The 19891-nt window shown below is 59.4% G+C and carries 15 protein-coding genes; 10 read left to right on the top strand and 5 right to left on the bottom strand.

The genetic code is table 11. From position 1 onward, the window contains the following. The first annotated feature begins 188 nt into the window (after positions 1-188). The 3 genes from PMI30_RS00425 to PMI30_RS00435 are packed head-to-tail and all read left to right on the top strand — an operon-like array spanning position 189 to position 4386. Positions 189-1721 (top strand): MFS transporter, encoded by a 1533-nt coding sequence (locus PMI30_RS00425; protein ID WP_008015175.1) that lies wholly within the window; start codon positions 189-191, stop codon positions 1719-1721. 26 nt (positions 1722-1747) lie between these two features. Further along, complete coding sequence (locus PMI30_RS00430) at positions 1748-2812, top strand: HlyD family secretion protein (protein WP_008015174.1); 1065 nt, start codon at positions 1748-1750, stop codon at positions 2810-2812. Next, complete coding sequence (locus PMI30_RS00435; protein WP_008015173.1) at positions 2809-4386, top strand: efflux transporter outer membrane subunit; 1578 nt, start codon at positions 2809-2811, stop codon at positions 4384-4386. Before PMI30_RS00430 ends, PMI30_RS00435 begins: the two co-directional genes overlap by 4 nt. On the opposite strand, the gene PMI30_RS00440 is transcribed toward PMI30_RS00435, so the two are convergent. Next, a complete protein-coding gene (locus PMI30_RS00440) occupies positions 4367-5056 on the bottom strand; it encodes an NYN domain-containing protein (RefSeq protein ID WP_008015172.1) in 690 nt (229 codons plus the stop codon). The two genes, PMI30_RS00435 and PMI30_RS00440, sit on opposite strands and share 20 nt — an antisense overlap. Before the next feature lie 494 nt (positions 5057-5550). Here PMI30_RS00440 and PMI30_RS00445 point away from each other — a divergent pair, with 494 nt between their 5' ends. The 4 genes from PMI30_RS00445 to PMI30_RS00460 are packed head-to-tail and all read left to right on the top strand — an operon-like array spanning position 5551 to position 10256. Further along, positions 5551-6333: an efflux RND transporter periplasmic adaptor subunit gene (locus PMI30_RS00445; RefSeq protein WP_008015171.1), complete on the top strand. Its 783-nt coding sequence runs from the start codon at positions 5551-5553 to the stop codon at positions 6331-6333. After that, on the top strand, positions 6330-7649 hold the full coding sequence (locus PMI30_RS00450) for an efflux RND transporter periplasmic adaptor subunit (RefSeq protein ID WP_008015170.1): 1320 nt from the start codon (positions 6330-6332) through the stop codon (positions 7647-7649). The genes PMI30_RS00445 and PMI30_RS00450 overlap by 4 nt, the downstream gene beginning before the upstream one ends. Next, entirely contained in the window at positions 7650-9746 is a 2097-nt protein-coding gene (locus tag PMI30_RS00455) for a biotin/lipoyl-binding protein (protein WP_008015169.1), read from the top strand. Between the two features lie 12 nt (positions 9747-9758). Then, positions 9759-10256: a GNAT family N-acetyltransferase gene (locus tag PMI30_RS00460; protein WP_008015167.1), complete on the top strand. Its 498-nt coding sequence runs from the start codon at positions 9759-9761 to the stop codon at positions 10254-10256. 145 nt (positions 10257-10401) lie between these two features. Here PMI30_RS00460 and PMI30_RS00465 read toward each other — a convergent pair whose 3' ends face one another. The 4 genes from PMI30_RS00465 to PMI30_RS00480 all read right to left on the bottom strand — a co-directional run bounded on the left by PMI30_RS00465 (position 10402) and on the right by PMI30_RS00480 (position 13569). Then, complete coding sequence (locus PMI30_RS00465) at positions 10402-10713, bottom strand: DUF6916 family protein (RefSeq protein ID WP_008015166.1); 312 nt, start codon at positions 10711-10713, stop codon at positions 10402-10404. Between the two features lie 103 nt (positions 10714-10816). Then, on the bottom strand, positions 10817-12367 hold the full coding sequence (locus tag PMI30_RS00470; RefSeq protein ID WP_008015165.1) for an anti-phage dCTP deaminase: 1551 nt from the start codon (positions 12365-12367) through the stop codon (positions 10817-10819). Between the two features lie 20 nt (positions 12368-12387). Further along, entirely contained in the window at positions 12388-12582 is a 195-nt protein-coding gene (locus tag PMI30_RS00475; RefSeq protein WP_008015164.1) for a hypothetical protein, read from the bottom strand. A 399-nt stretch (positions 12583-12981) separates the two neighbouring features. Continuing rightward, complete coding sequence (locus tag PMI30_RS00480; RefSeq protein WP_007906382.1) at positions 12982-13569, bottom strand: phage tail protein; 588 nt, start codon at positions 13567-13569, stop codon at positions 12982-12984. Positions 13570-13815: 246 nt separating this feature from the next. Here PMI30_RS00480 and PMI30_RS00485 point away from each other — a divergent pair, with 246 nt between their 5' ends. From PMI30_RS00485 to PMI30_RS00495, 3 genes are all read left to right on the top strand, one after another. Continuing rightward, positions 13816-15387 (top strand): glycosyltransferase family 39 protein, encoded by a 1572-nt coding sequence (locus PMI30_RS00485; protein WP_008015163.1) that lies wholly within the window; start codon positions 13816-13818, stop codon positions 15385-15387. 157 nt (positions 15388-15544) lie between these two features. Then, on the top strand, positions 15545-16381 hold the full coding sequence (locus tag PMI30_RS00490; RefSeq protein WP_085985228.1) for a sulfotransferase family protein: 837 nt from the start codon (positions 15545-15547) through the stop codon (positions 16379-16381). Between the two features lie 50 nt (positions 16382-16431). Continuing rightward, the coding region (locus PMI30_RS00495; RefSeq protein WP_032836313.1) for an Ig-like domain-containing protein at positions 16432-19891 on the top strand (3460 nt) is incomplete at its 3' end.

Here is a 19891-nt window from a genome sequence, read left to right as displayed (position 1 = left end):
CTGCTCGCGATAGCGGTGGATCAGTCAACATTGATGTTGAATGTGTTGGCCCTATCGCGAGCAGGCTCGCTCCCACAGGGTTTTGTATTGCTGCATAAAACACACTTATAAGCTGCCAATAAGTCAATTTTCGTAAGCTTCCACGCTCCCTAAAATGCTTCGGTATTCCCCTCCCGGAGCTTGCAGTAATGACTTCCCTCACGGTCACGGCGCCTCTCGCTGCGGCCAAACCAGCGGCCGCCATCGCACCACCGGTCTTCGGCCCGCGAATCATCATCGGCCTGGTGGGTGTGTTACTGGCGGTGCTGGTGTCGGGCTTGAACGAGATGGTGACCAAGGTCGCCCTGGCCGATATCCGTGGCGCGTTGGCCATCGGCTACGACGAAGGCACCTGGCTGGTCGCCAGTTACACCGCGACCTCGTTGGCCGCCATGGCGTTTGCCCCTTGGTGTGCGGTGACGTTTTCGTTGCGGCGCTTCACCCTGTGCGCGATCAGTGCGTTCACTCTGTTGGGGGTGTTGTGCCCGTTCGCCCCGGATTACCAGAGCCTGTTGGTCATGCGCACCTTGCAAGGTCTTGCCGGCGGCGCGCTGCCGCCGATGCTGATGACCGTTGCCCTGCGGTTCCTGCCGGCCAACGTGAAACTCTATGGTCTGGCCGGTTATGCCCTGACGGCGACCTTCGGCCCCGGTCTCGGTACGCCGCTGGCCGGGTTGTGGACCGAGTACGTCGGCTGGCAATGGACCTTCTGGCAAATCGTCGTGCCGTGCCTGTTTGCCATGGCGGCGGTGGCCTACGGTTTGCCCCAGGATCCGCTGCGTCTGGAGCGCTTCAAGTCATTCAACTGGCGTGGCTTGCTGTTGGGGTTTCCGGCGATCTGCATGTTGGTGATCGGCATTCTGCAAGGCAATCGGCTGGATTGGTTCGAGTCGAGCCTGATTTGCGGACTGCTCGGCGGCGGGCTGCTGTTGCTGGTGCTGTTTCTGATCAATGAGTGGTCGCAACCGATTCCGTTTTTCAAGTTGCAGATGTTGAGTATCCGTAACCTGTCGTTCGCGCTGCTGACCTTGGCCGGGGTGCTGGTGGTGTTGCTCGCGGTGGTCCTCATTCCCTCCAGTTACCTGGCTCAGGTCCAGGGTTATCGCCCGGTACAGACTGCGCCGATCATGCTGCTGGCGGCGCTGCCACAGCTGATCGCGCTGCCGTTGGTGGCGGCGCTGTGCAACCTGCGCTGGGTCGATTGCCGCTGGGTGCTGGGGATCGGCCTGAGCATGCTGGCGTTGTCTTGCCTCGGCGGCTCGCAGCTGACATCGGCATGGATTCGCGATGACTTCTATGTCCTGCAATGGCTGCAGATTTTCGGTCAGCCCATGGCCGTGCTGCCGCTGTTGATGCTCTCCACCGGCAGCATCACCCCCATGGAAGGGCCGTTCGCCTCGGCCTGGTTCAACACCGTGAAAGGCCTGGCGGCGGTGATTGCCACCGGAGTGATTGAGGCACTGACCACCGCAAGGCTGCATTTTCACTCGACCATGCTGGTGGACAACCTCGGCAATTCGCCCCTGGTCGACAGCGCGGGCCTGGCTCACCGGCTGCATCAGCAGGCCGTGGTGCTGACTTCCTCCGATCTTTATCTATGCATGGTCGGCGTCGCCGTGACGCTGATCCTGCTGATTTTCTGGCTGCCGACGCGGATCTATCCTCCGCGCGCGCCGACTTGAATGCTCCACTGAAACAGAAGGTTTTTATGACGACTCAATCAAAGCAAAAAGTCGCTGTCGGCATTGCCGCAGTGATCGCGGTCGGCGTGTTGATTTACCTGCTGGCGCCGGGCTTGTTCGGCAAACGTACACAGCAGAGCACCAACGATGCTTTCGTCTCGGCGGACTTCACCCGGGTGGCGCCGCGCGTGGCGGGGTTCATCAAGGACGTGCTGGTGGAAGACAACCAGTTGGTCAAGGCCGGGCAGCTACTGGCGTTGATCGACGACCGCGATCTGCGCGCTGCCGCTGAGGCCGCCGACGCTGAAACCCTGGTGGCCAGGGCGCAGTTGCAGAACGCGCGGGCCACCCTTGAGCGTCAGACATCGGTGATCGCTCAGGCCCAGGCCACGGTGGTTTCGGCGAAGGCTGAAATGGCCTTCGCCGAGCATGAACTGAACCGCTACAACCATCTGGCCGGGGTAGGTGCCGGCACGGTGCAGAATGCTCAGCAAGCACGCACGCGCATCGATCAGGCGTCCGCTCGCTTGGCCAATGCCACGGCGGTGCTGGCGGCGGAACGCAAGCAGGTGGAGATCCTGACCGCACAGCGTGATGCGGCCGAAGGTGGGTTGAAACGAGCGCAAGCGGCGCTGGAAATGGCCAGCTATGAGCTGTCCTATACGCGCATCGTTGCGCCCCAGGACGGCATGGTCGGCGAACGTGCGGTGCGGGTCGGCGCCTATGTCACACCGGGCAGCAAAATTCTGGCCGTGGTGCCGTTGGAGCGGGCTTATGTGGTCGCCAATTTTCAAGAAACCCAACTGACTGACGTACAGCCCGGGCAGAGCGTGCAAGTGCACGTCGACAGCCTCGACGGCGAAGCCCTGCGCGGTCGCGTCGAGAGCATCGCACCGGCCACCGGCGTGACCTTCGCCTCGGTCAAACCGGACAACGCCACCGGCAACTTCACCAAGGTTGTGCAACGGATTGCGGTGAAAATCGTTCTGGAGCCAGGCCAGCCATTGGCCGAGCGGTTGCGGGTGGGGATGTCGGTGGAGGCGAGGATTGATACTGCCAGTACCGGCGAGCATGAGGTCGCGCAACGATGAACTTTGTTAATAGCACACCCCTGTGGCGAGGGGGCTTGCCCCCGTTCGAGTGCGCAGCGCTCGCTAATTTTGGGTCCGCTACGCGGCCCAACGGGGGCAAGCCCCCTCGCCACAGGGTCAGCATTCATTCAGTGGTTTTTGTGTTGAGTCTGTTTTCTTTGAGTGCCTGCACCGTCGGCCCGGACTTCCGAAAACCTCAGCCGCAACAAGTGGTCGAATGGTCCAAACCGGCCAAAGCCGCCGCCAGTCAGGTAGCTCCCGCCGAAATGGACGAGCGCTGGTGGGAGGTTTTTCATGACCCAAAACTCTCGGCCCTGACCCAGCGCGCCCTGACCGACAACCTCGACCTGAAACTCGCCAGCAGCCGCTTGCAGCAAAGCCGAGCCGCGCGACAGGTGATCACCGCCGACCGCTATCCCAATACCGCCGCCACCGGCAGCTACGGGCGTAAACGCAACAGCGGTGAAGGCCTGAACGATCCGTCGGGCAACAACGGCGACTCGGCGTTCAACCTGTGGGATGCAGGGTTTTCCGCCTCCTGGGAGCTGGATTTCTGGGGCCGTGTGCGCCGTGAAACCGAAGCCGCCGACGCCACGCTGGAAGTGGCGGAAAACGATCGTCGCGGCGCGCTGCTGTCGGTGCTTGCCGAAACCGCTCAGGACTACATTCAACTGCGCGGTGTGCAAAGCACGCGGGCCGTCACCGAGCAGAATCTCGACGTCGCCCGGCACAGTTTGAAACTCTCGCAACTGCGCCTGGCCGACGGCGTGGCGACGGATCTGGACGTCGCCGAAGCCGCTGCGCAAGTGGCGGCCATCGAATCACGTTTGCCGGCGCTGGAGCAGCGTCAGTCGCAACTGATCAACGCCCTGAGCCTGTTGATGGGCGAACCGCCGCAAGCGCTGTCCGCCGAGTTATCCACCGACGCTCCCGTGCCGCAAACCCCGCGTCAGGTCGCCATCGGCTTGCCGTCGCAATTGGCCGAGCGCCGCCCGGACATACGTCAGGCCGAAGCCCGTCTGCATGCCGCGACCGCCAGCATCGGCGTGGCCAAGGGCGACTTTTATCCGCGAATTACCCTGTCAGGCAACATCGGTTCGCAAGCCCTGCAACTGAGCGATTTCGGCTCTTGGGGCTCGCGTTCGTTCGGCATCGGCCCGCAGTTCAGCCTGCCGCTGTTCGACGGCGGTCGCCTGCGCGGCATGTTGCACCTGCGCGAAGCCCAGCAACAGGAAGCGGCGCTGGCCTACCAGCAAACCGTGCAGCGGGCCTGGCATGAAATCGACGATCAACTCACCGCCTACAACGCCAGCCAACTGCGCCGCGACAGCCTCGCCGAAGCCGTGCGCCAGAACCAGATCGCCCTGCGCACCGCGCAACAGCAGTACGTCGAAGGAGTAGTGGATTTCGTCAACGTCCTCACCGTGCAAGGCGAATTGCTGGCGACCCAGCAGCAGTGGGTCGAGAGTTCGACCGGGGTGTCGTTGGCGATGGTTGGGTTGTACAAGGCGTTGGGTGGGGGATGGGAGTCGGTGTATCCGGTGGAAGGTGCCGTTACCAATAATCCGGTTTGATCGCGGGCGCCTTATGAGTCGCCACGCGAACTGGAAACTGGTGCGACTGAAGTTCTTCTGAGGTTACGACACGTCGCATCCAGTGTGAGTGCTCCCTTAAGGAGCCAGGCGATGGACGGTTTAACTCTGCTCGATGAGGAAGAATGACTCCAACTCTCATGCCAGGGAAATCTTCTTGAATGGCTCTCAGGGCTGGAGTCATGTCTGTGTCACTGGATACCAGGACTAGCTGTTCGATTTGCTCATCGGAATGGAGCTGGGCCTGTCTTGCTGCGGTGCGATACATGCTGATTGCGATGTGGACATCCGTTTCTTTTTCTTCAAGCTTCCAGATGTCGATTTTGTCTTGGCGAGAGGCCGCCGTTTTTCTGTCAATGAAGCGAGGTGCTTTAGCGGGCTCAAGTTTATGACGACCATAGTGAACGGCAATATTGGTCGTTTTTAAAGCACGTACATAAGTGTCTTGGGCTTCTTTGGAGACTCTACCGCGAGTGGCAAGTTCTGGTTTGACGGATGAGGTGAAGTAATCAACCGAGATGAGTGAGCTTTGTGGGTTCTCGATGTTGGCGACATGACCCAGCAAGCCTTTGAGATTGAGCCATTTGTATGGAGTGCCCGCAAGCAATCCATAGAACACGTTGTAGCCATCAACAAAGAAAGCGGTACGCACAAACTCAATCCTCAGAAACGAAAAAACCGGCCTAGGCCGGTTTCTTCACCCCAACTGCCAGTGAATTTAATCTCTGCGTACGGGGTTCAGTGGGGAGATCCTAAATCGAGTTAGCGATGACGTCAACCGTTGGCTGACCAAGGCGTCATTCGGATGGACATCTCCAGCGCCGGCAAGCCAGTTTTGTAGATTTGTCTGGTTGATCGTCAAGCCATTCCTGGACTCATCTATTAATGATTGTTACGGCGAAAGGGTAGAGGTGCCGTTGAGTTTGTACGCGCCGAAGTGTCTATTGCCAATTTCGTTTTTGATCGAATGGTTGTTCCTGATTTCGTGTGGGATTTAATACCAACGCCCATTGCCCCGGGAATAAAACGCCCACACTGAAAATTTCGTCCTTTTTGAAACATTACATTTCCAACCAATGATGCCCATCCGCTTGACGCTCACCCCGGCTGTCTTAGACTCCGCTCATCCGTCAGGGAGTTACGGTTATGCGGCGTTTTCGTGTTTGGGTTGCAGGATTAACCTTTGTAACGTGCGTAGTACAGGCACAAACGCCTGCGCCAGACGATCCGCTGCTGGAAAATAGCGCGGTCGACGGTAATGCATCAGCCAGCAGTGAAGCCCGTGGTGTGCTGCGGGCCCGGGATCAGGCGGTGCTGGCCAGCGAGTTGTCGGGGCGGATTGTCGAGTTGCCGTTCAGTGAGGGCGAGTCGTTCAAAAAGGGCGACACCCTGGCGCGGTTTGACTGTTCGGCTTATCAGGCTCAGCTCAATGCGGCTCAGGCTGCCAGCCGTGGTGCTGGTGAGGAGCTGGCGCACAACAAACAACTGGCGGCGTTGAATTCGGTCGGGCGCTTTGAAGTGGCGCGGGCCGAGGCCAAGGTCAGCGAGATTCAGGCGCAGTCGCAGGTCTATCAGGTGCAGGTCAAACGCTGCAGCGTGGTTGCGCCGTTTGATGGTCAGGTCGTCGAACGCAAGGTCAAGCGCTACGAAAGCGTTGCCGCCGGTACGCCGTTGCTGGACGTGGTCGATAACCGCACCCTGGAAATTCACCTGTTGGTGCCGTCACGCTGGATGGCCAGACTCAAACCCGGCCAGACGTTCAGTTTTGTCCCCGATGAAACCGGTCAGCCGCTGGATGCCACGGTCAAACGCCTCGGTGCGCGGATCGACGAAGGCAGCCAGACCTTGCTGCTGGTGGCGACGCTGCCCAACGCCAGTGGTCTGTTGGCCGGCATGAGCGGAACGGCACGTTTCGCGGAGCTCAAGTGAACGCCCCGGTGACGGGCGGCGCCGAGCAGGTGTTCGCCAGGTTTCTCGACCTCGAACGCCAGACCCGCGCCGCGCGCACGCCTTCGCAACTGGCTTACAGCCTGGTCAATGACGGTCAGGCACTGTTCGGTTTCCGCCATGCCGCGCTGTTGATCGCCGGCAAGGTGCAGGCGGTTACCGGTGTCAGTGCCGTGGAGCCGAATGCGCCGTTCGTGGCGTTTGTCGAGCAAGCGGTCGCGCAGTTGTTCAAGCTTGAAGTGCTGAAACAGGCGCGGGTGATTGCGCCCGATCTCCTTAGCGAATCGATTCTGGCCGACTGGCAAAGTCTGTCAGCCGCTCAAGTGTTCTGGCTGCCGCTGATCGATCATCAGGGCGAGGTGTTCGGCGGTCTGTGGCTGGCGCGGGATGTGCCGTGGAACCCTTCCGAACAAGTGCTGCTGTCGCAACTGGGCGACACCTACAGCCATGCATGGCTCGCGCAGCAACCGCGCAAACCCTGGCGACTGCGCTGGACGCGCAAGCGTCAGGTGGCGCTGGTCGCCGTGTTGTTGCTCGGGTTGCTGATCCCGGTGCGCCAATCGGTGCTGGCCCCGGCCGAAGTCGTCCCGTTGGGCGGTCGGGTGGTCGCCGCGCCGCTGGACGGGGTGATCGCCGAGTTTCTGGTCAAACCCAATCAGGCGGTGAAAACCGGCGACCTGCTGCTGCGCTTCGAAAGCACCACGCTCAAGGCTCAGGCCGATGTGGCCGAGCGCGCCCTGGGCGTGGCCGAAGCGGAACTCAAGGCCAACTCCCAACGCTCCTTCGCCGATGCCGAATCCAGTTCGAAAATCGATCTGCTGGCGGCACGAGTGGAACAGAAACGCGCTGAACGGGATTACGCCCGGGAGCTGCTCAAACGCAGCGAAGTTCGCGCCGAGCGGGACGGTATCGCGGTGTTCGCCGACGCCGAGCGCTGGACCGGCAAACCGGTGCAAACCGGCGAGCGGCTGATGGAAATCGCCGACCCGAACCAGGCCGAATTGCGCATCGAATTGGCCGTGGGCGATGCGATTGCCCTGGAACCGGGCGCGCAGGTCGCACTGTTTCTCGACAGCGATCCGCTGCAGCGGCACTTGGCCAAACTCGAACGTTCGGCCTACGAGGCGCAGCCCACTGCTGGCGGGCAACTGGCTTATCGACTGGATGCGACGTTCGACGCCGCGCCACCGCGCATCGGCCTGCGTGGCACCGCGAAAGTCTTCGGCGACCGTGCGCCGCTGGCGTTGTATCTGTTGCGTCGACCGCTGGCCGGGTTGCGTCAGAGCGTGGGCCTTTAGATGAGCCTGCCGAGCCTGCGGGCAGACCTGCAATTGTCGGCGGCGGCCCCGGCCCTCGACGGGGCGCCGTGCTGGACCCTGGCCGACCCGGTGCGTGGGCGTTATTTCAAACTCGGTGCGGCGGCGATGCGTTTGCTACGCCATTGGTCGTTGGGCGACCCCGAACAAGTGCTGCGTGCCGCCAATCGCGAGCCGGGGCTGCCGCTCGATGGCGCGGCGCTTGAGCAATTGCTGGAGTTTTTGCGCGGCCACGACCTGATCAGCGCCCTCGACCCGTCGCAGCGCGCCAGTTACAGCCTGAAGGCCGCGGCTCAGCGCCAAAGCCTGTGGCAAATCCTGCTGCATCAATACCTGTTTTTCCGGATTCCGCTGTGGCGCCCGGACGCTTTCCTCAATCGCGCCTGGCCGTGGCTGGAGCGTTTCGGTCCGCGTGCATTGCGCTACGGATTGCCCGCGACGCTGGGGCTCGGGGTGTTTCTGGTGTCACGGGACTGGCAGCGGTTTATCGCGACCTTTCCACACCTGTTCAGCCTCGGCGGTGCGCTGGCGTTCGCTGTGGCGCTGTTTTTCGCCAAGCTGTGCCACGAGTTCGGCCACGCTTTCATGGCCAAGCGCGCCGGTTGTCGGGTGCAGAGCATGGGCGTGGCGTTCATGGTGCTGCTGCCGATGTTTTACACAGACGTCAGCGACGCCTGGCGCGTCAATGATCGACGTGCGCGGTTGCTGATCGGTGCCGGCGGGGTGTTGGCGGAACTGGTGTTGGCGTGTATCGCGCTGCTCGCTTGGTCACTGCTGCCTGACGGCCCCGGGCGCACGGCGGCGTTCATGCTCGCCAGCGCGACCTGGATCACCACGCTGGTGATCAACCTCAATCCGTTCATGCGTTTCGATGGCTACTTCTTGCTCAGTGATTTCTGGGAAGTGGACAACCTTCAAGGGCGGGCCTTTGCCTTGTGCCGCTGGCGGCTGCGCGAGTTTTTGTTCGGCTATGCAGCCCCGGCGCCGGAGCCGTGGTCGCCGAAGATGCAGCGGCGTTTGTTGATCTGGGGGTATGGCGCGTGGCTGTGGCGGGCGGCGTTGTTTTTCGGGATTGCGCTGGCGGTCTATCACCTGTTCTTCAAGGTATTGGGGATTTTCCTGATGCTGGTGGAACTGGTGTGGTTCATCTTCCTGCCGATCCTGAGCGAGTGGCGGCAATGGTGGAGCCGTCGCGAACAGGCGCATGCGCCACGGGTACTGCTCAGCGGTCTGGCGTTGCTTGGGTTGTTGTTGCTGCTGGCGTTGCCTTGGCGCAGCGCGGTGGAGTTGCCGACGATGCTTGAGGCCGGACGCGCCAGCGCCCTGCACGCGCCGGTGGCGGCGCGGGTCAAAACGGTGAATGTGCACGACGGCCAAGTCGTCGCTCAAGGTGAGGTGCTGATCGAGCTGGAATCCCCGGATCTGGACTCACGCCAGGCCATCGTCCGCCGCGAAATCCAGATCCAGCAGTTGCAGATGCGTCGTCAGGCCGGCCGTAGCGAAACCGCGGCTGATGCCGGTATCGTCGAACAGCGCCTGGCCGAAGCCGTGGCCGAATATCGGGGCCTGGCCGCTCAGCGTGAACGTCTGCTGCTGCGCGCGCCACATGGTGGCAAGGTGCGCGATCTGCTGCCGCAGTTAACGGTCGGCCGCTGGCTTTCGACCAAAGATCCTTTGGCACGGGTGGTCGAAGACGGCGCGCGGTTGCGCGGTTATCTGGCTGAAGCCGAACTCTGGCGTGTCGCCCCGGGTGCCAGTGGGAGGTTCATCGCCGATGACCCGATGCACCCGGCGATTGCCGTGCAATTGAGCGAAATCGATACCAACGGTGTGGCTTATGTTGATCAGGAAGCACTGACCTCCGATCACCATGGGCCGATTGCCGTGCGCCGTGATCAGCATCAGCGCGCCGAGCCGGTGCAGGCGCAGTACGGCGCGCGGTTGAGCATCCTCGAAAATACGCCGACACCGGTGCAGCCGTTGCGCGGCATTGTGGTGTTGCAGGGCAGTGGCGAGTCGTTGTTGGGCGTTGCCTGGCGACGCATGGCGGCCCTGGGGGTCAGGGAAAGCGGTTTCTAAGGGAGGACAGCGATGGCGAACAGCAACTCAGTGGCAGCGGACGGCTTGGTGGTCAGGCCTTCGCGGACCAGCGATGGGCCTTTTCTGCACAGCCTTTACCAAGCGGCGCGGCCGGATCTGCAATGGATCGACGGTGAGCAGGAGGTGGTTGAGCAGGTGGTTGCCCAGCAATTCAAGGTGCAGGAACAAGGGCTGGGGGAGAATTTCCCCAACGCCATGCATTACGTGATCGAGAAACTCGACACGGCCATCGGCGCGTTGACCACCGATTTCGGCCCCAATGAAATTCGCGTGCTGTACCTGGCCTTCATTCCACAGGCCCGAGGCAAGGGTTACGGTCGGACGGTGCTGCAAGGCGTGCAAAAAGCCGCGCAACAAATCCGCTGCCCGGTGGCGACGGTGGTCTGGGCCAACAACCCCCATGCGCGCCAGCATTACCTGGCGCTGGGGTTTCAGGTTGAAGAGCGCAACCCGGCGGCGGAGCGGTTGGTGTGGTACCCACAGGGTTAAGAGCTATACAAAAAACTGTGGAAGCGGGCTTCTGTGGCGAGAGGGCTTGCCCCCGTTGGGTCGCGCAGCGGCCCCATGATCTGCGATCGCTGCGCACTCGAACGGGGGCAAGCCCCCTCGCCACAAGCCCGCTCCCACAAAGTTCTCAGTTGAACGCGATGTAGAAATACCCCAGTTGCGGATCACGCCCCATGGTCGGTACTCGCGAAACAAAAATATCTTCTACCCGGCCCAGCTCCGGCAACTCCAGCGCACACAAGCCATCGACAAAGTCGGTGGGTTGCAGGCTGTTGAGCTCGACACTAAACGGCATGCGCTCGCTGTTTGGCATTTGTGAGCGGGGCGCTTCTCTAAGGGTGTCGATATGGATCGGCAATTCACGGCCATCGGGCAGCCGCAGCGTCCCCGTCTTGCCCAGCAGTGCCTGAAAGTGTTGGCTTTGAATCTGTTCTAACATCTTGTCACCAAATCTGGTTATTTATTTGATGGGGTTTACAGGGCTGTAATGTCGTTTGGCAGCTAAAGCTGATTTTTATTTAATAGTATGATTGTTGTGACTGTTATGGCGTGCTTGGAAGCTGTTTGTTTGCTTGTGCTACGACCTTTAATTCAACGTCCAGATAAGAATCTATGTATTCAACTGATATGTGGTTTGCGCTCTTGTTTATAATATCGGTTGCATAGCCGTTTGCATCTTTGCGGGGTAGGTTTGCGGTGAAAAAAGAAGAGTATCGACTAGGTGCGACCCCTTCGAACGTCTCAAAAAATGTCTTTTGTTTGTCATTTCTGTTAGTGGTGATTGCGTCAGAATGAAGCTTCATTGCTAGGCTTTTATCGTAAGGCTGGATGTAAATAACTCTGTCGATCCCTGCGGCAATAATATGTCTCGCACAATTATGGCAAGGGAATGTGGTGGTGTACAAAGTGGCGCCTTCAGTAATACACCGTTGTGACCTGGCAATGTTTAAGATTGCTTCCATTTCTGCATGGATGGCGCGAGAATATTCGATTATTGATCCGGCTCTGGTTTCTTCGTGGATTAGTTTAGAGATTTTCTCAATTTGGGCATTTGATAGTTTTACTTCTTCGCTAATTAAAGCTGTGATGCTATCCACGAGTTTGTTTTTGTAGAGGTCATTGGAGCATTTTTTTCCGCTATAAACGCATCGATGATCAGGCTTGTCATCTGCAGAATAGAGGCCTCCTCCGAAGCGAGGTACGTCATTCCACCCTAAAGATATTATAGTTCCTGTTTTATCCGCAATTGCGGCGCCTACTTGTCTGCTTAGACAAGCCGAGTTTAGAGATGCAGAGAAGGCCGCATACATACCAGACTCGTCCTTGGTCGGGGTAATTCCGTTTTTTCCATGTACGAGCCCAACAAATCTAGCGCAAGGATCCTCTAAATTAGTCCCATCTGTGAGATTGTTGCGAATAAAAAAATCTGCTTGTTGAACGGTCTTTTCTAAGCGTTGACCGTAGTTGATGTTTTCATATCTATCACGTTCGATTAGCTTATGAGCATCTACGACGTTGAGGTCGTCATTCTCTAATTGGCGAAGTCGAGCTTCTTGGTCACTCAGAATGCCAACTAGATAGAAAATGTTTTTATATACAAGCCGAAAAAAATCTACTTCGGCTGGATTTTTCAATTGGTTTATTATGTAGACGGTTCGTGGAGGTGTTGGGCTTTCAGACTCGCTCATTTGCAATTCGCGTTCTACCGATATCTGCTTAATGGCTTGAACGGCAAGCGCGGTTGAGTCTAGGTCTTTCCTGATCTGGTTTCCCAAATCTTGAAGTGTATTATAGCGGTCGGCCCCTTTTAGGGACTTAAGGTTTTTGCTCGCATGGTCGGGGGGAAGTTGATTGATGTTGAAGTATTCAATAATGATATCGCTGATTTTTATATGTTTTACTTCGTAACCATAACTCTTGAATTGATTGGTTATCTCTCGCGAAACTTCCGCGATGCCGCAACCAGCCGCTCCGCATAGGGCAATTACGATTTCATTAGTGCTTCGACTTTTAATGCGTGTTGTTAGGTCTTTGGCTTTGGTGATTCTGGATTTTAATAGCGACGCCAAATCCTTTCTGACGGTTGTAGACATCCTTGATCCCCATTACTAAATTACCAGTCTATTTTAGACGCCCTGCTTAATATTTTTTCCAAGGCCTTCTTGTAATCATTTTGTTTGCGTTTTTGCATGAAAACTTCGACTGAAGTAATGACAGAGTCCGAGGTATCAGAGGTCTCATGATATTCCTGATTATGCTGAGTCAGATTTTTTGACTCCATTACCGTACGGATATCTTGAATTTTCATTGCCCTTCTCCTTTGGCTCTATAGCAAAAAGCTTCGTAGCATAGACACTATTGATAACTTTATCGGTGAGCGTAGACCTATAGGTTCATTGCGCAAGGCAAGGTTCCGAAAAGGTCAACCGTTTTGCGATGAACGGAACGCTTGCCAAGACCCGAAAGCGGCGTTTTCTATATGAAGAGCGCCAAATTCGATCCTCCGATTTTCTGGGCGGCGAGCTTACCACTTCCAAAAACGATAGATATATCAAATCTTTGTATCGACTGACGTAAGAGTCTGTTGATTGCGGTAGCTAGTGAGAAAGGATATGACCTAAAAAGGTGTCTCATTTTAGTCAATGAGACACCTTTTTGTTATCTAACTCTTTTAATTGAAAGAGTTTTTTTTCACGAGGAAAAGTCTTCAGTTACGCGAAGGGAACAGCCCGTTCAAGGCGATGCTGAAGTTGAGCACCAGGAACGGGTTCATCACCTCCATGGGCAAGCCGTTGCCGGCGGACGAGATTTCCCCCGCCACCGTGGTGGCTACGCCCTTGAGCGGCACGGCGGCGGCACCTTGCTGATCGGAGTAAATACTCGCCGAGCCGGGTCCGCCGCCCGAGGCGCCGATGTACGAATTGGTTGCGGTCGGGTTGGTGACCGGGTTGCTCGCCGGGCTGGCCAGTTGCAGGGTGGTGGTGGCCGTGAGCCCGGACAAGGCGTGGGTGTGGTTGGGCAGGTTGGTGATGGTCGCGGTGACGTTCTCGGTCCCCGAGTATTCGCCGATGACGCGTGGCGTCAGGCCCAAGCCGTTGCCCATGGCAACTGGCATGCGACCTTGCAGGTTGGGCAGCATGAAATTGGTAGTGCCATTGCCTCCGTAGTAGGTTCCCAGCAGTGCGAAAACCGTGTTGTATTGCGAGATGCTCAGCGTCTGGCCGTTGCACAGGGCCCAGCCGTTGGGCGCGAAGTTAAAGGCGAAAGACTGAACAGTACCGATGAATACTTCCATAGTTCCTCATCCCTCAGGTTAGTGTCTGATGCGTCACGTTGCAGGCCCGGTTATCCGGGCAGTTCGCGCTGATCAGCCGACTCCATTCATCTCCGTGGCTGGGTCACGCCACGCCAAAGCGTAGACGCTGATCGGAATGATTGCCGGACGTCGTCCGTCGCAAGGCTGGCATCGACGTCGGGCTCGCGCCTGTCCTACAGTGCTCGGGAGGCTTCGGTTTTTACATGGCCGTTGCAAGGGGAGGTAATGGAGGCGCGCAGAGAAACACCGCTGGGCGATACCCAGGATCCGCATGCGATGCCGGGGGCGTGGGCGGCTGTCCGTCGCTTGCTGCGATGGGCGCGGGAGCACTGGCTGTTACCGATCCTGGCATTGGCCGCGCTGGCGCGTTTTTACGACCTGACGGCGGCAGCGATCTGGGGCGACGAAGGGTCCAGCCTGTTGCTGAGCCAGTATTCCCTGGCCGGCATCTGGGAGCACGCGGCTCATGATGTGCATCCACCTCTGTATTTCATGTTGCTGCATGGCTGGATCGGCCTGTTCGGCGACGGCATTTTTTCGATCCGCTGCCTGAGTGCGTTGCCGGGGATTGCCACGGTGGGGCTCGGCGTCTGGCTGGTGGACCTGCTCGCGACCCGTCGCGCCGCGTTGCTGGCCGGCGTCCTGCTGGCGCTGCTGCCCACGGCGGTGCGTTACAGCCAGGAAGTGCGGATGTATTCGCTGCTGGGGCTGTGGCTGATCGGCGCCACGATCGCCCTGGTGTGCTGGATAAAACGGCCGCAACGCACACGCTATCTGGTGATTTACACCCTGCTGATGAGTGCGGCGTTCTACACCCATTACTTCACGGCGCTGTGCGTGCTTTGCCACTGGCTGTATCTGGGACTGATCCGCGTGCAGCCAGGGTATCGATTGCGGCACATTCAGCGTCCCGGCTGGTGGCTGGCCAATGTGGCCATTGTGGTGTTGTATTTGCCCTGGGTGCCCAATCTGATCGATCTGCTCCAGCATATGGATCAGCTCAAGGCCAATGGTGATGTGGGATGGGAGACGCCCGTCACGCTTGGTTCATTACCTTCGATGATCTGGTCGTTCCTGATCCAGGACGACGGCGAGAACCTGCCGACGCTGGTTTTTATCGCGCTGCCACTGGCATTACTGGCCTTGGCGAGTGTGGCGCTGGCGCGGGACCGCAGTGTTTTCCGTGGCAGTGCGTTGGCGGTGATCTACATCGCTCTTCCGTTGTTGCTGGTGTTTTTGGTGTCGTTCATATCGCCGGTGTTCATCGAGCGTTACCTGACCGCTTATGCCCTGGGCCTGCCGATGTTTGTCGCGCTGGCCATCGATCGCATGTACGCAGGCTTCAAGGTCTTGGCGCTGGTGGTGCTGATGCTGTTTGTCGGCGTCGAGCTGGCGGGGCTGAAGAACAATGCCACGGTGGACACCGACGATCAGATCAGCGTCATGGTCAACTACGTGAACCAACACTTCACGCCCGGCGACCGGATCGTCACCAGCGACATGCTCTGGTACCTGAGTTATGTCTATTACAACCGGACTGACGCCAAACCGATGCTGTATACGCCGCCGCTGGCTGATGGCAGGTCGGGCCGGCCGAACGCTTACGGTTTCGGCACACTGGTGACCAATGACATTTACTTGGATAACCTCGGCGGCTTGCCCAAAGGCACTGGTCGAGTATGGCTGGTCGGTACCATTGAGGGGCCGGACGAGTTCGCGCCGTTGCCCGCAGGCTGGCAACGCGTCAACGAAACCCGGGCGGGAGGCGCCGAGGCACGCTTGTATATGCTGAAGTAACCCGTCATTCAGAGCTAAAACGATTCATCTTTCAGGTCGTTATATCAGGCCTATTTTCCAGTCGATTTAGCTCCGATTTGATATCAAAACACCACTAGCTGTTAGGCAATTCCTGGTCTACGCTCGTCATACAAAAGGACTTATGACGGGTGAATGGATGCAGCACTTTCACTTTATCTCCGGCTTGCCGCGCTCAGGCTCGACCCTGCTTTCTGCGATTCTTTTGCAGAATCCGCGTTTTCATGCCGGTATGACCAGCCCCGTGGGTGCACTCTTTTCCGGTGTTCTGGAACAGTGCAGCGCCGGCAGCGAATTCGGTGCGGTAATCGACACCGATCTGCGCCGCCGCCTGTTGCGTGGCTTGTTCGATTCCTTTTACGCCGACAAGGCCGACAAACCGGTGGTGTTCGACACGAACCGCCTGTGGAGTTCGCGCCTGCCGGCGATCAGCGATCTGTTCCCCCAAGCCAAGATCATTGCCTGTGTGCGCAATGTCGCCTGGGTCATGGACAGCCTCGAGCGCTTGTACCGCGCCAACCCTTTCGAAAACACCAAGCTGTTCGGCGATGCAGTCGAGCGCAACACGGTCTACAGCCGCTGCGAAACCCTGGCCCAGCGCAATCGGCTGGTGGGGTTTTCCTGGGCCGCCCTCAAGGAAGCCTATTACGGCGAACACGCCGACTCGCTGCTGATCATCGATTACGACCTGCTGAGCCAGGCACCGGAGCGGGTGATGCGGCTGGTCTACGACTTTATCGGTGAACCCTGGTTCGAACATGATTTCGACCATTTGGCCTACGACGCACCGGAGTTCGATCAGGCCCTCGGCCTCTCGGGGCTGCACAAGGTGAAGGCCAAGGTCCAATTGCAATCCAGGCGCACGATCCTGCCGCCGGACTTGTTCAAGCAGTACGCCGAGTTGTCCTTTTGGCTCGATGGCTCAGCCAGCGCCGCCAATGTCATTCGTATGAAAGCCGACGCCGCGATCAGTTGATCGCGGCGTTTTCATTGATGCCTCAGAAAGTTCGAGTCCGGGTGAGCAGCATGTGGTGGAGCAAAGGCAAGTCGCGGGTTACCGAAGGCGCACGAGCGCTGGCCTCGCCAATGATCATGTCCCTGGAGCCGCGCATGTTGTTCGACGGTGCGGTGGCCGCCACGGTTGCCGATACCGCCCAGGCTGACGGCCATACCACTGCCGATGCGGTCAAGGCTCCGACTGCCGATCAACCGGTCGCCAGCAAGGACACCCACGGCCAGACCGACGCCGCGCCAGCGTCAGCACCCGTTGCGGTGCCGGGGCAGAGCGTGGTGTTCGTCGATTCGCGGGTCAAGGATGTCGATAGCCTGCTTCAGGGCGTCGCGCCCGGCACTCAGGTGGTTCAACTGGATGCCACCAAAGATGGCCTGCAGCAAATTGCCGATTATCTGGACGGCCATCAGGGCGTCAGCTCGGTGCAGATCATTGCCCACGGCAACGCGGGCGATTTGTGGCTGGGCAACAGCTACTTGTCCGCCGACAACGTCGCGGCCCGCAGCGCGGTGCTGGCGGAAATAGGCAAGGACATGAACGTTGGCGGCGACATCCTGATCTACGGCTGCTACACCGCCGAAGGTGAGCGCGGCTTGAGTTTTGTCGACTCGCTGGCGCAGTTGACCGGCCGCGATGTGGCCGCTTCCAGCAACCGCACCGGGCTCGGTGGCGACTGGGATCTGGAAATTGCCACCGGCAACATTGAAAGCGCCAATGTCCTCTCGACCACGGCCATGACCGACTATCAGTGGGGTCTGGCTACTTGGACCGCCACTAACAACGCCAACACGGGTGTCGGTTCGCTGCGCGCGGCGATCGCCTCGGCGCAGAACGGCGATATTGTCACTTTCAACGGCAGCATGACGGTGCAGCTGACCTCTGAACTGTTGATCAACAAGAACATCACCGTTGATGGCGACTTGAACAACGACGGTGCGGCTGACGTGATTCTCGACGGTCAATACAGGACCCGAGTGATTGAAGTGTCGTCTGGCAGCATCGTGACGCTCGATGGCCTGGTGATCACCCGTGGCCTGGTATCGGGCAATGGCGGCAACGGTGGCTACGGCGCCACGGGCGCGATGGCCGGGGGGATTTTCAACGCAGGGATTCTGACCCTGAACAACGTTACCGTGACCTCCAACGGCGCTTCCGGCGGCGGCGGCGGCGGCGGTGTCACTGGCGCTTTTTACGGCGGTGGGGGTGGCGGTGGCGGCGGTTTGGGCGGCCAGGGCGGCGGGCATGGCGGTTCGGCAGGGCCGGGCACCGGCACATTGGGCGGCCAGGCGGGCGGCGGCGGTGTCGGTGGTTACGGCGGCGGTTATGACGCCACCCACATGGGCGGTCGCGGCGGTACCACCACTGGCGGGGCTGGCGGCGTAGGCGTTTCCTATTACAGCAACGGCGGTAACGGTGCGACGGCCACCAATGGCACGATTTCCATTGGCGGTGGCGGCGGCGGGGCCGGTTGGGACAAGGTGGGGGGCGCCGGCGGCAACGCGGTGGGCGGGATCTACAACGCCAGCAGCGGCACCATCACCATCGTCGGCACGTCGACCATCAGCAACAACATTGGTGCCGGCGGCGGTGGCGGCGGTGGTGGTGGCCAAGGCAGCAATGCCAGCAATGGCGGCATTGGTGGCCGGGGCGTCGGTGCGATCTGGAACAAAGGCACACTGCTGATCACAGCCGCCAACTTCGCCGCCCTGGCCGGTAATGCCGCGGCCAGTGGTGCAGGCGGTACCGCACAGGGCGGAGGTACAACCGGCACCTCGCCGACCTCTGTCGCGACCATCTACAACGACGGCGGCGTACTCAACACCGCGTATTCACCGCCACCGACCGCGACCATTGTGGTCGCTGACACCTCACTGCGCATCGGCGAAACGTCCCTGGTGACCATTACCTTCTCCGAGGCGGTAACTGGTCTCACCAATGCGGATCTGACCATCGCCAACGGCACCTTGACCGCGGTAAGCAGCGCTGATGGCGGCATTACCTGGACGGCAACCTTTACCCCGTCCGCCAGTATTTCCGATACGACCAACGTCATCACCCTGGACAACACCGGGGTGATCAACATTCTGGGCACCGCTGGCGTCGGCACCACCAACTCCAATAACTACACGGTCGACACCGTACGCCCGACCGCCAGCATCGTGTTTACCGACACAGCGCTGAGAATCGGCGAAACCTCGCTGGTGACCATCACTTTCAACGAAGCGGTCACCGGTCTCACCAATGCCGACCTGACGATTGCCAACGGCACCTTGACCTCGGTGAGCAGCGGCGATGGCGGTATCACCTGGACGGGGACTTTCACGCCGAGCGCGAGCATCACCGACACGACCAACCTGATCACCCTGGACAACACCGGGGTCAGCGACCTGGCGGGCAACACCGGCAGTGGCACCACCGATTCGAACAATTACGCCATCGATACCGTACGGCCAACGGCGACCGTCGTGGTGACGGACAATGCGCTGAGAATTGGTGAAACCTCGCTGGTCACGATCACCTTCAGTGAAGCGGTCAGCGGTTTCACCAACGCCGACCTGAGCATCGCCAACGGCACCTTGAGCGCGGTCAGCAGCAGCGACGGCGGCATCACCTGGACCGCGACCTTCACACCTTCCGCGAGCACTAACGACGCGACCAACCTAATCACCCTGAACAACACCGGCATCGCGGATCTGGCGGGCAACGCCGGCAGCGGCACTACCGATTCGAACAACTATGCGATCGATACGCTTCGTCCGACCGCAACCATCGTGGTGACGGACAATGCGCTGAAAATCGGCGAAACCTCGCTGGTGACGATCACCTTCAGTGAAGCGGTCAGCGGTTTCACCAACGTCGACCTGACCATCGCCAACGGCAACTTGAGCGCGGTGAGCAGCAGCGATGGCGGTATCACCTGGACGGCGACGTTTACCCCGACCGCGAGCATCACCGACACGACCAACCTGATCACCCTGGACAACACCGGGGTCAGCGACTTGGCGGGCAACGCCGGCAGCGGCACCACCGATTCGAACAACTATGCGATCGACACCGTGCGGCCAACGGCAACCATCGTGGTGGCGGACACGGCGCTGAGAATCGGCGAAACCTCGCTGGTGACCATCACCTTCAGTGAAGCGGTCAGCGGTTTCACCAATGCCGACCTGACCATCGCCAACGGCACCCTGACTGCGGTGAGCAGCAGCGACGGCGGCATCACCTGGACCGCGACCTTCACGCCGAGCGCCAGCATCAACGACACGACCAACCTGATCACCCTGGACAACACCGGCATCGCGGATCTGTCGGGCAACGCCGGCAGCGGCACCACCGATTCCAACAACTATGCGATCGACACGGTGCGCCCGACCGCCACGATTGTACTGGCCGATACAACACTGACAGCGGGCGAAACCTCGCTGGTGACCATCACCTTCAGCGAGGCGGTGAGCGGTTTCACCAACGCCGACC

The sequence above is a fragment of the Pseudomonas sp. GM50 genome, from assembly GCF_000282375.1.
Classification (GTDB): Bacteria; Pseudomonadota; Gammaproteobacteria; order Pseudomonadales; family Pseudomonadaceae; genus Aquipseudomonas.
Note: the sequence above shows the minus strand (reverse complement) of the source record. Positions and strands in the feature narration are given on the sequence as shown.

Bases quoted from the DNA above. Each gene is read 5' to 3' on its own strand.
- PMI30_RS00425 (WP_008015175.1), top strand. From the start codon at position 189: ATGACTTCCCTCACGGTCACGGCGCCTCTCGCTGCGGCCAAACCAGCG.
- PMI30_RS00430 (WP_008015174.1), top strand. From the start codon at position 1,748: ATGACGACTCAATCAAAGCAAAAAGTCGCTGTCGGCATTGCCGCAGTG.
- PMI30_RS00435 (WP_008015173.1), top strand. From the start codon at position 2,809: ATGAACTTTGTTAATAGCACACCCCTGTGGCGAGGGGGCTTGCCCCCG.
- PMI30_RS00445 (WP_008015171.1), top strand. From the start codon at position 5,551: ATGCGGCGTTTTCGTGTTTGGGTTGCAGGATTAACCTTTGTAACGTGC.
- PMI30_RS00455 (WP_008015169.1), top strand. From the start codon at position 7,650: ATGAGCCTGCCGAGCCTGCGGGCAGACCTGCAATTGTCGGCGGCGGCC.
- PMI30_RS00460 (WP_008015167.1), top strand. From the start codon at position 9,759: ATGGCGAACAGCAACTCAGTGGCAGCGGACGGCTTGGTGGTCAGGCCT.
- PMI30_RS00465 (WP_008015166.1), bottom strand. From the start codon at position 10,713: ATGTTAGAACAGATTCAAAGCCAACACTTTCAGGCACTGCTGGGCAAG.
- PMI30_RS00470 (WP_008015165.1), bottom strand. From the start codon at position 12,367: ATGTCTACAACCGTCAGAAAGGATTTGGCGTCGCTATTAAAATCCAGA.
- PMI30_RS00475 (WP_008015164.1), bottom strand. From the start codon at position 12,582: ATGAAAATTCAAGATATCCGTACGGTAATGGAGTCAAAAAATCTGACT.
- PMI30_RS00480 (WP_007906382.1), bottom strand. From the start codon at position 13,569: ATGGAAGTATTCATCGGTACTGTTCAGTCTTTCGCCTTTAACTTCGCG.
- PMI30_RS00485 (WP_008015163.1), top strand. From the start codon at position 13,816: ATGGAGGCGCGCAGAGAAACACCGCTGGGCGATACCCAGGATCCGCAT.
- PMI30_RS00490 (WP_085985228.1), top strand. From the start codon at position 15,545: ATGCAGCACTTTCACTTTATCTCCGGCTTGCCGCGCTCAGGCTCGACC.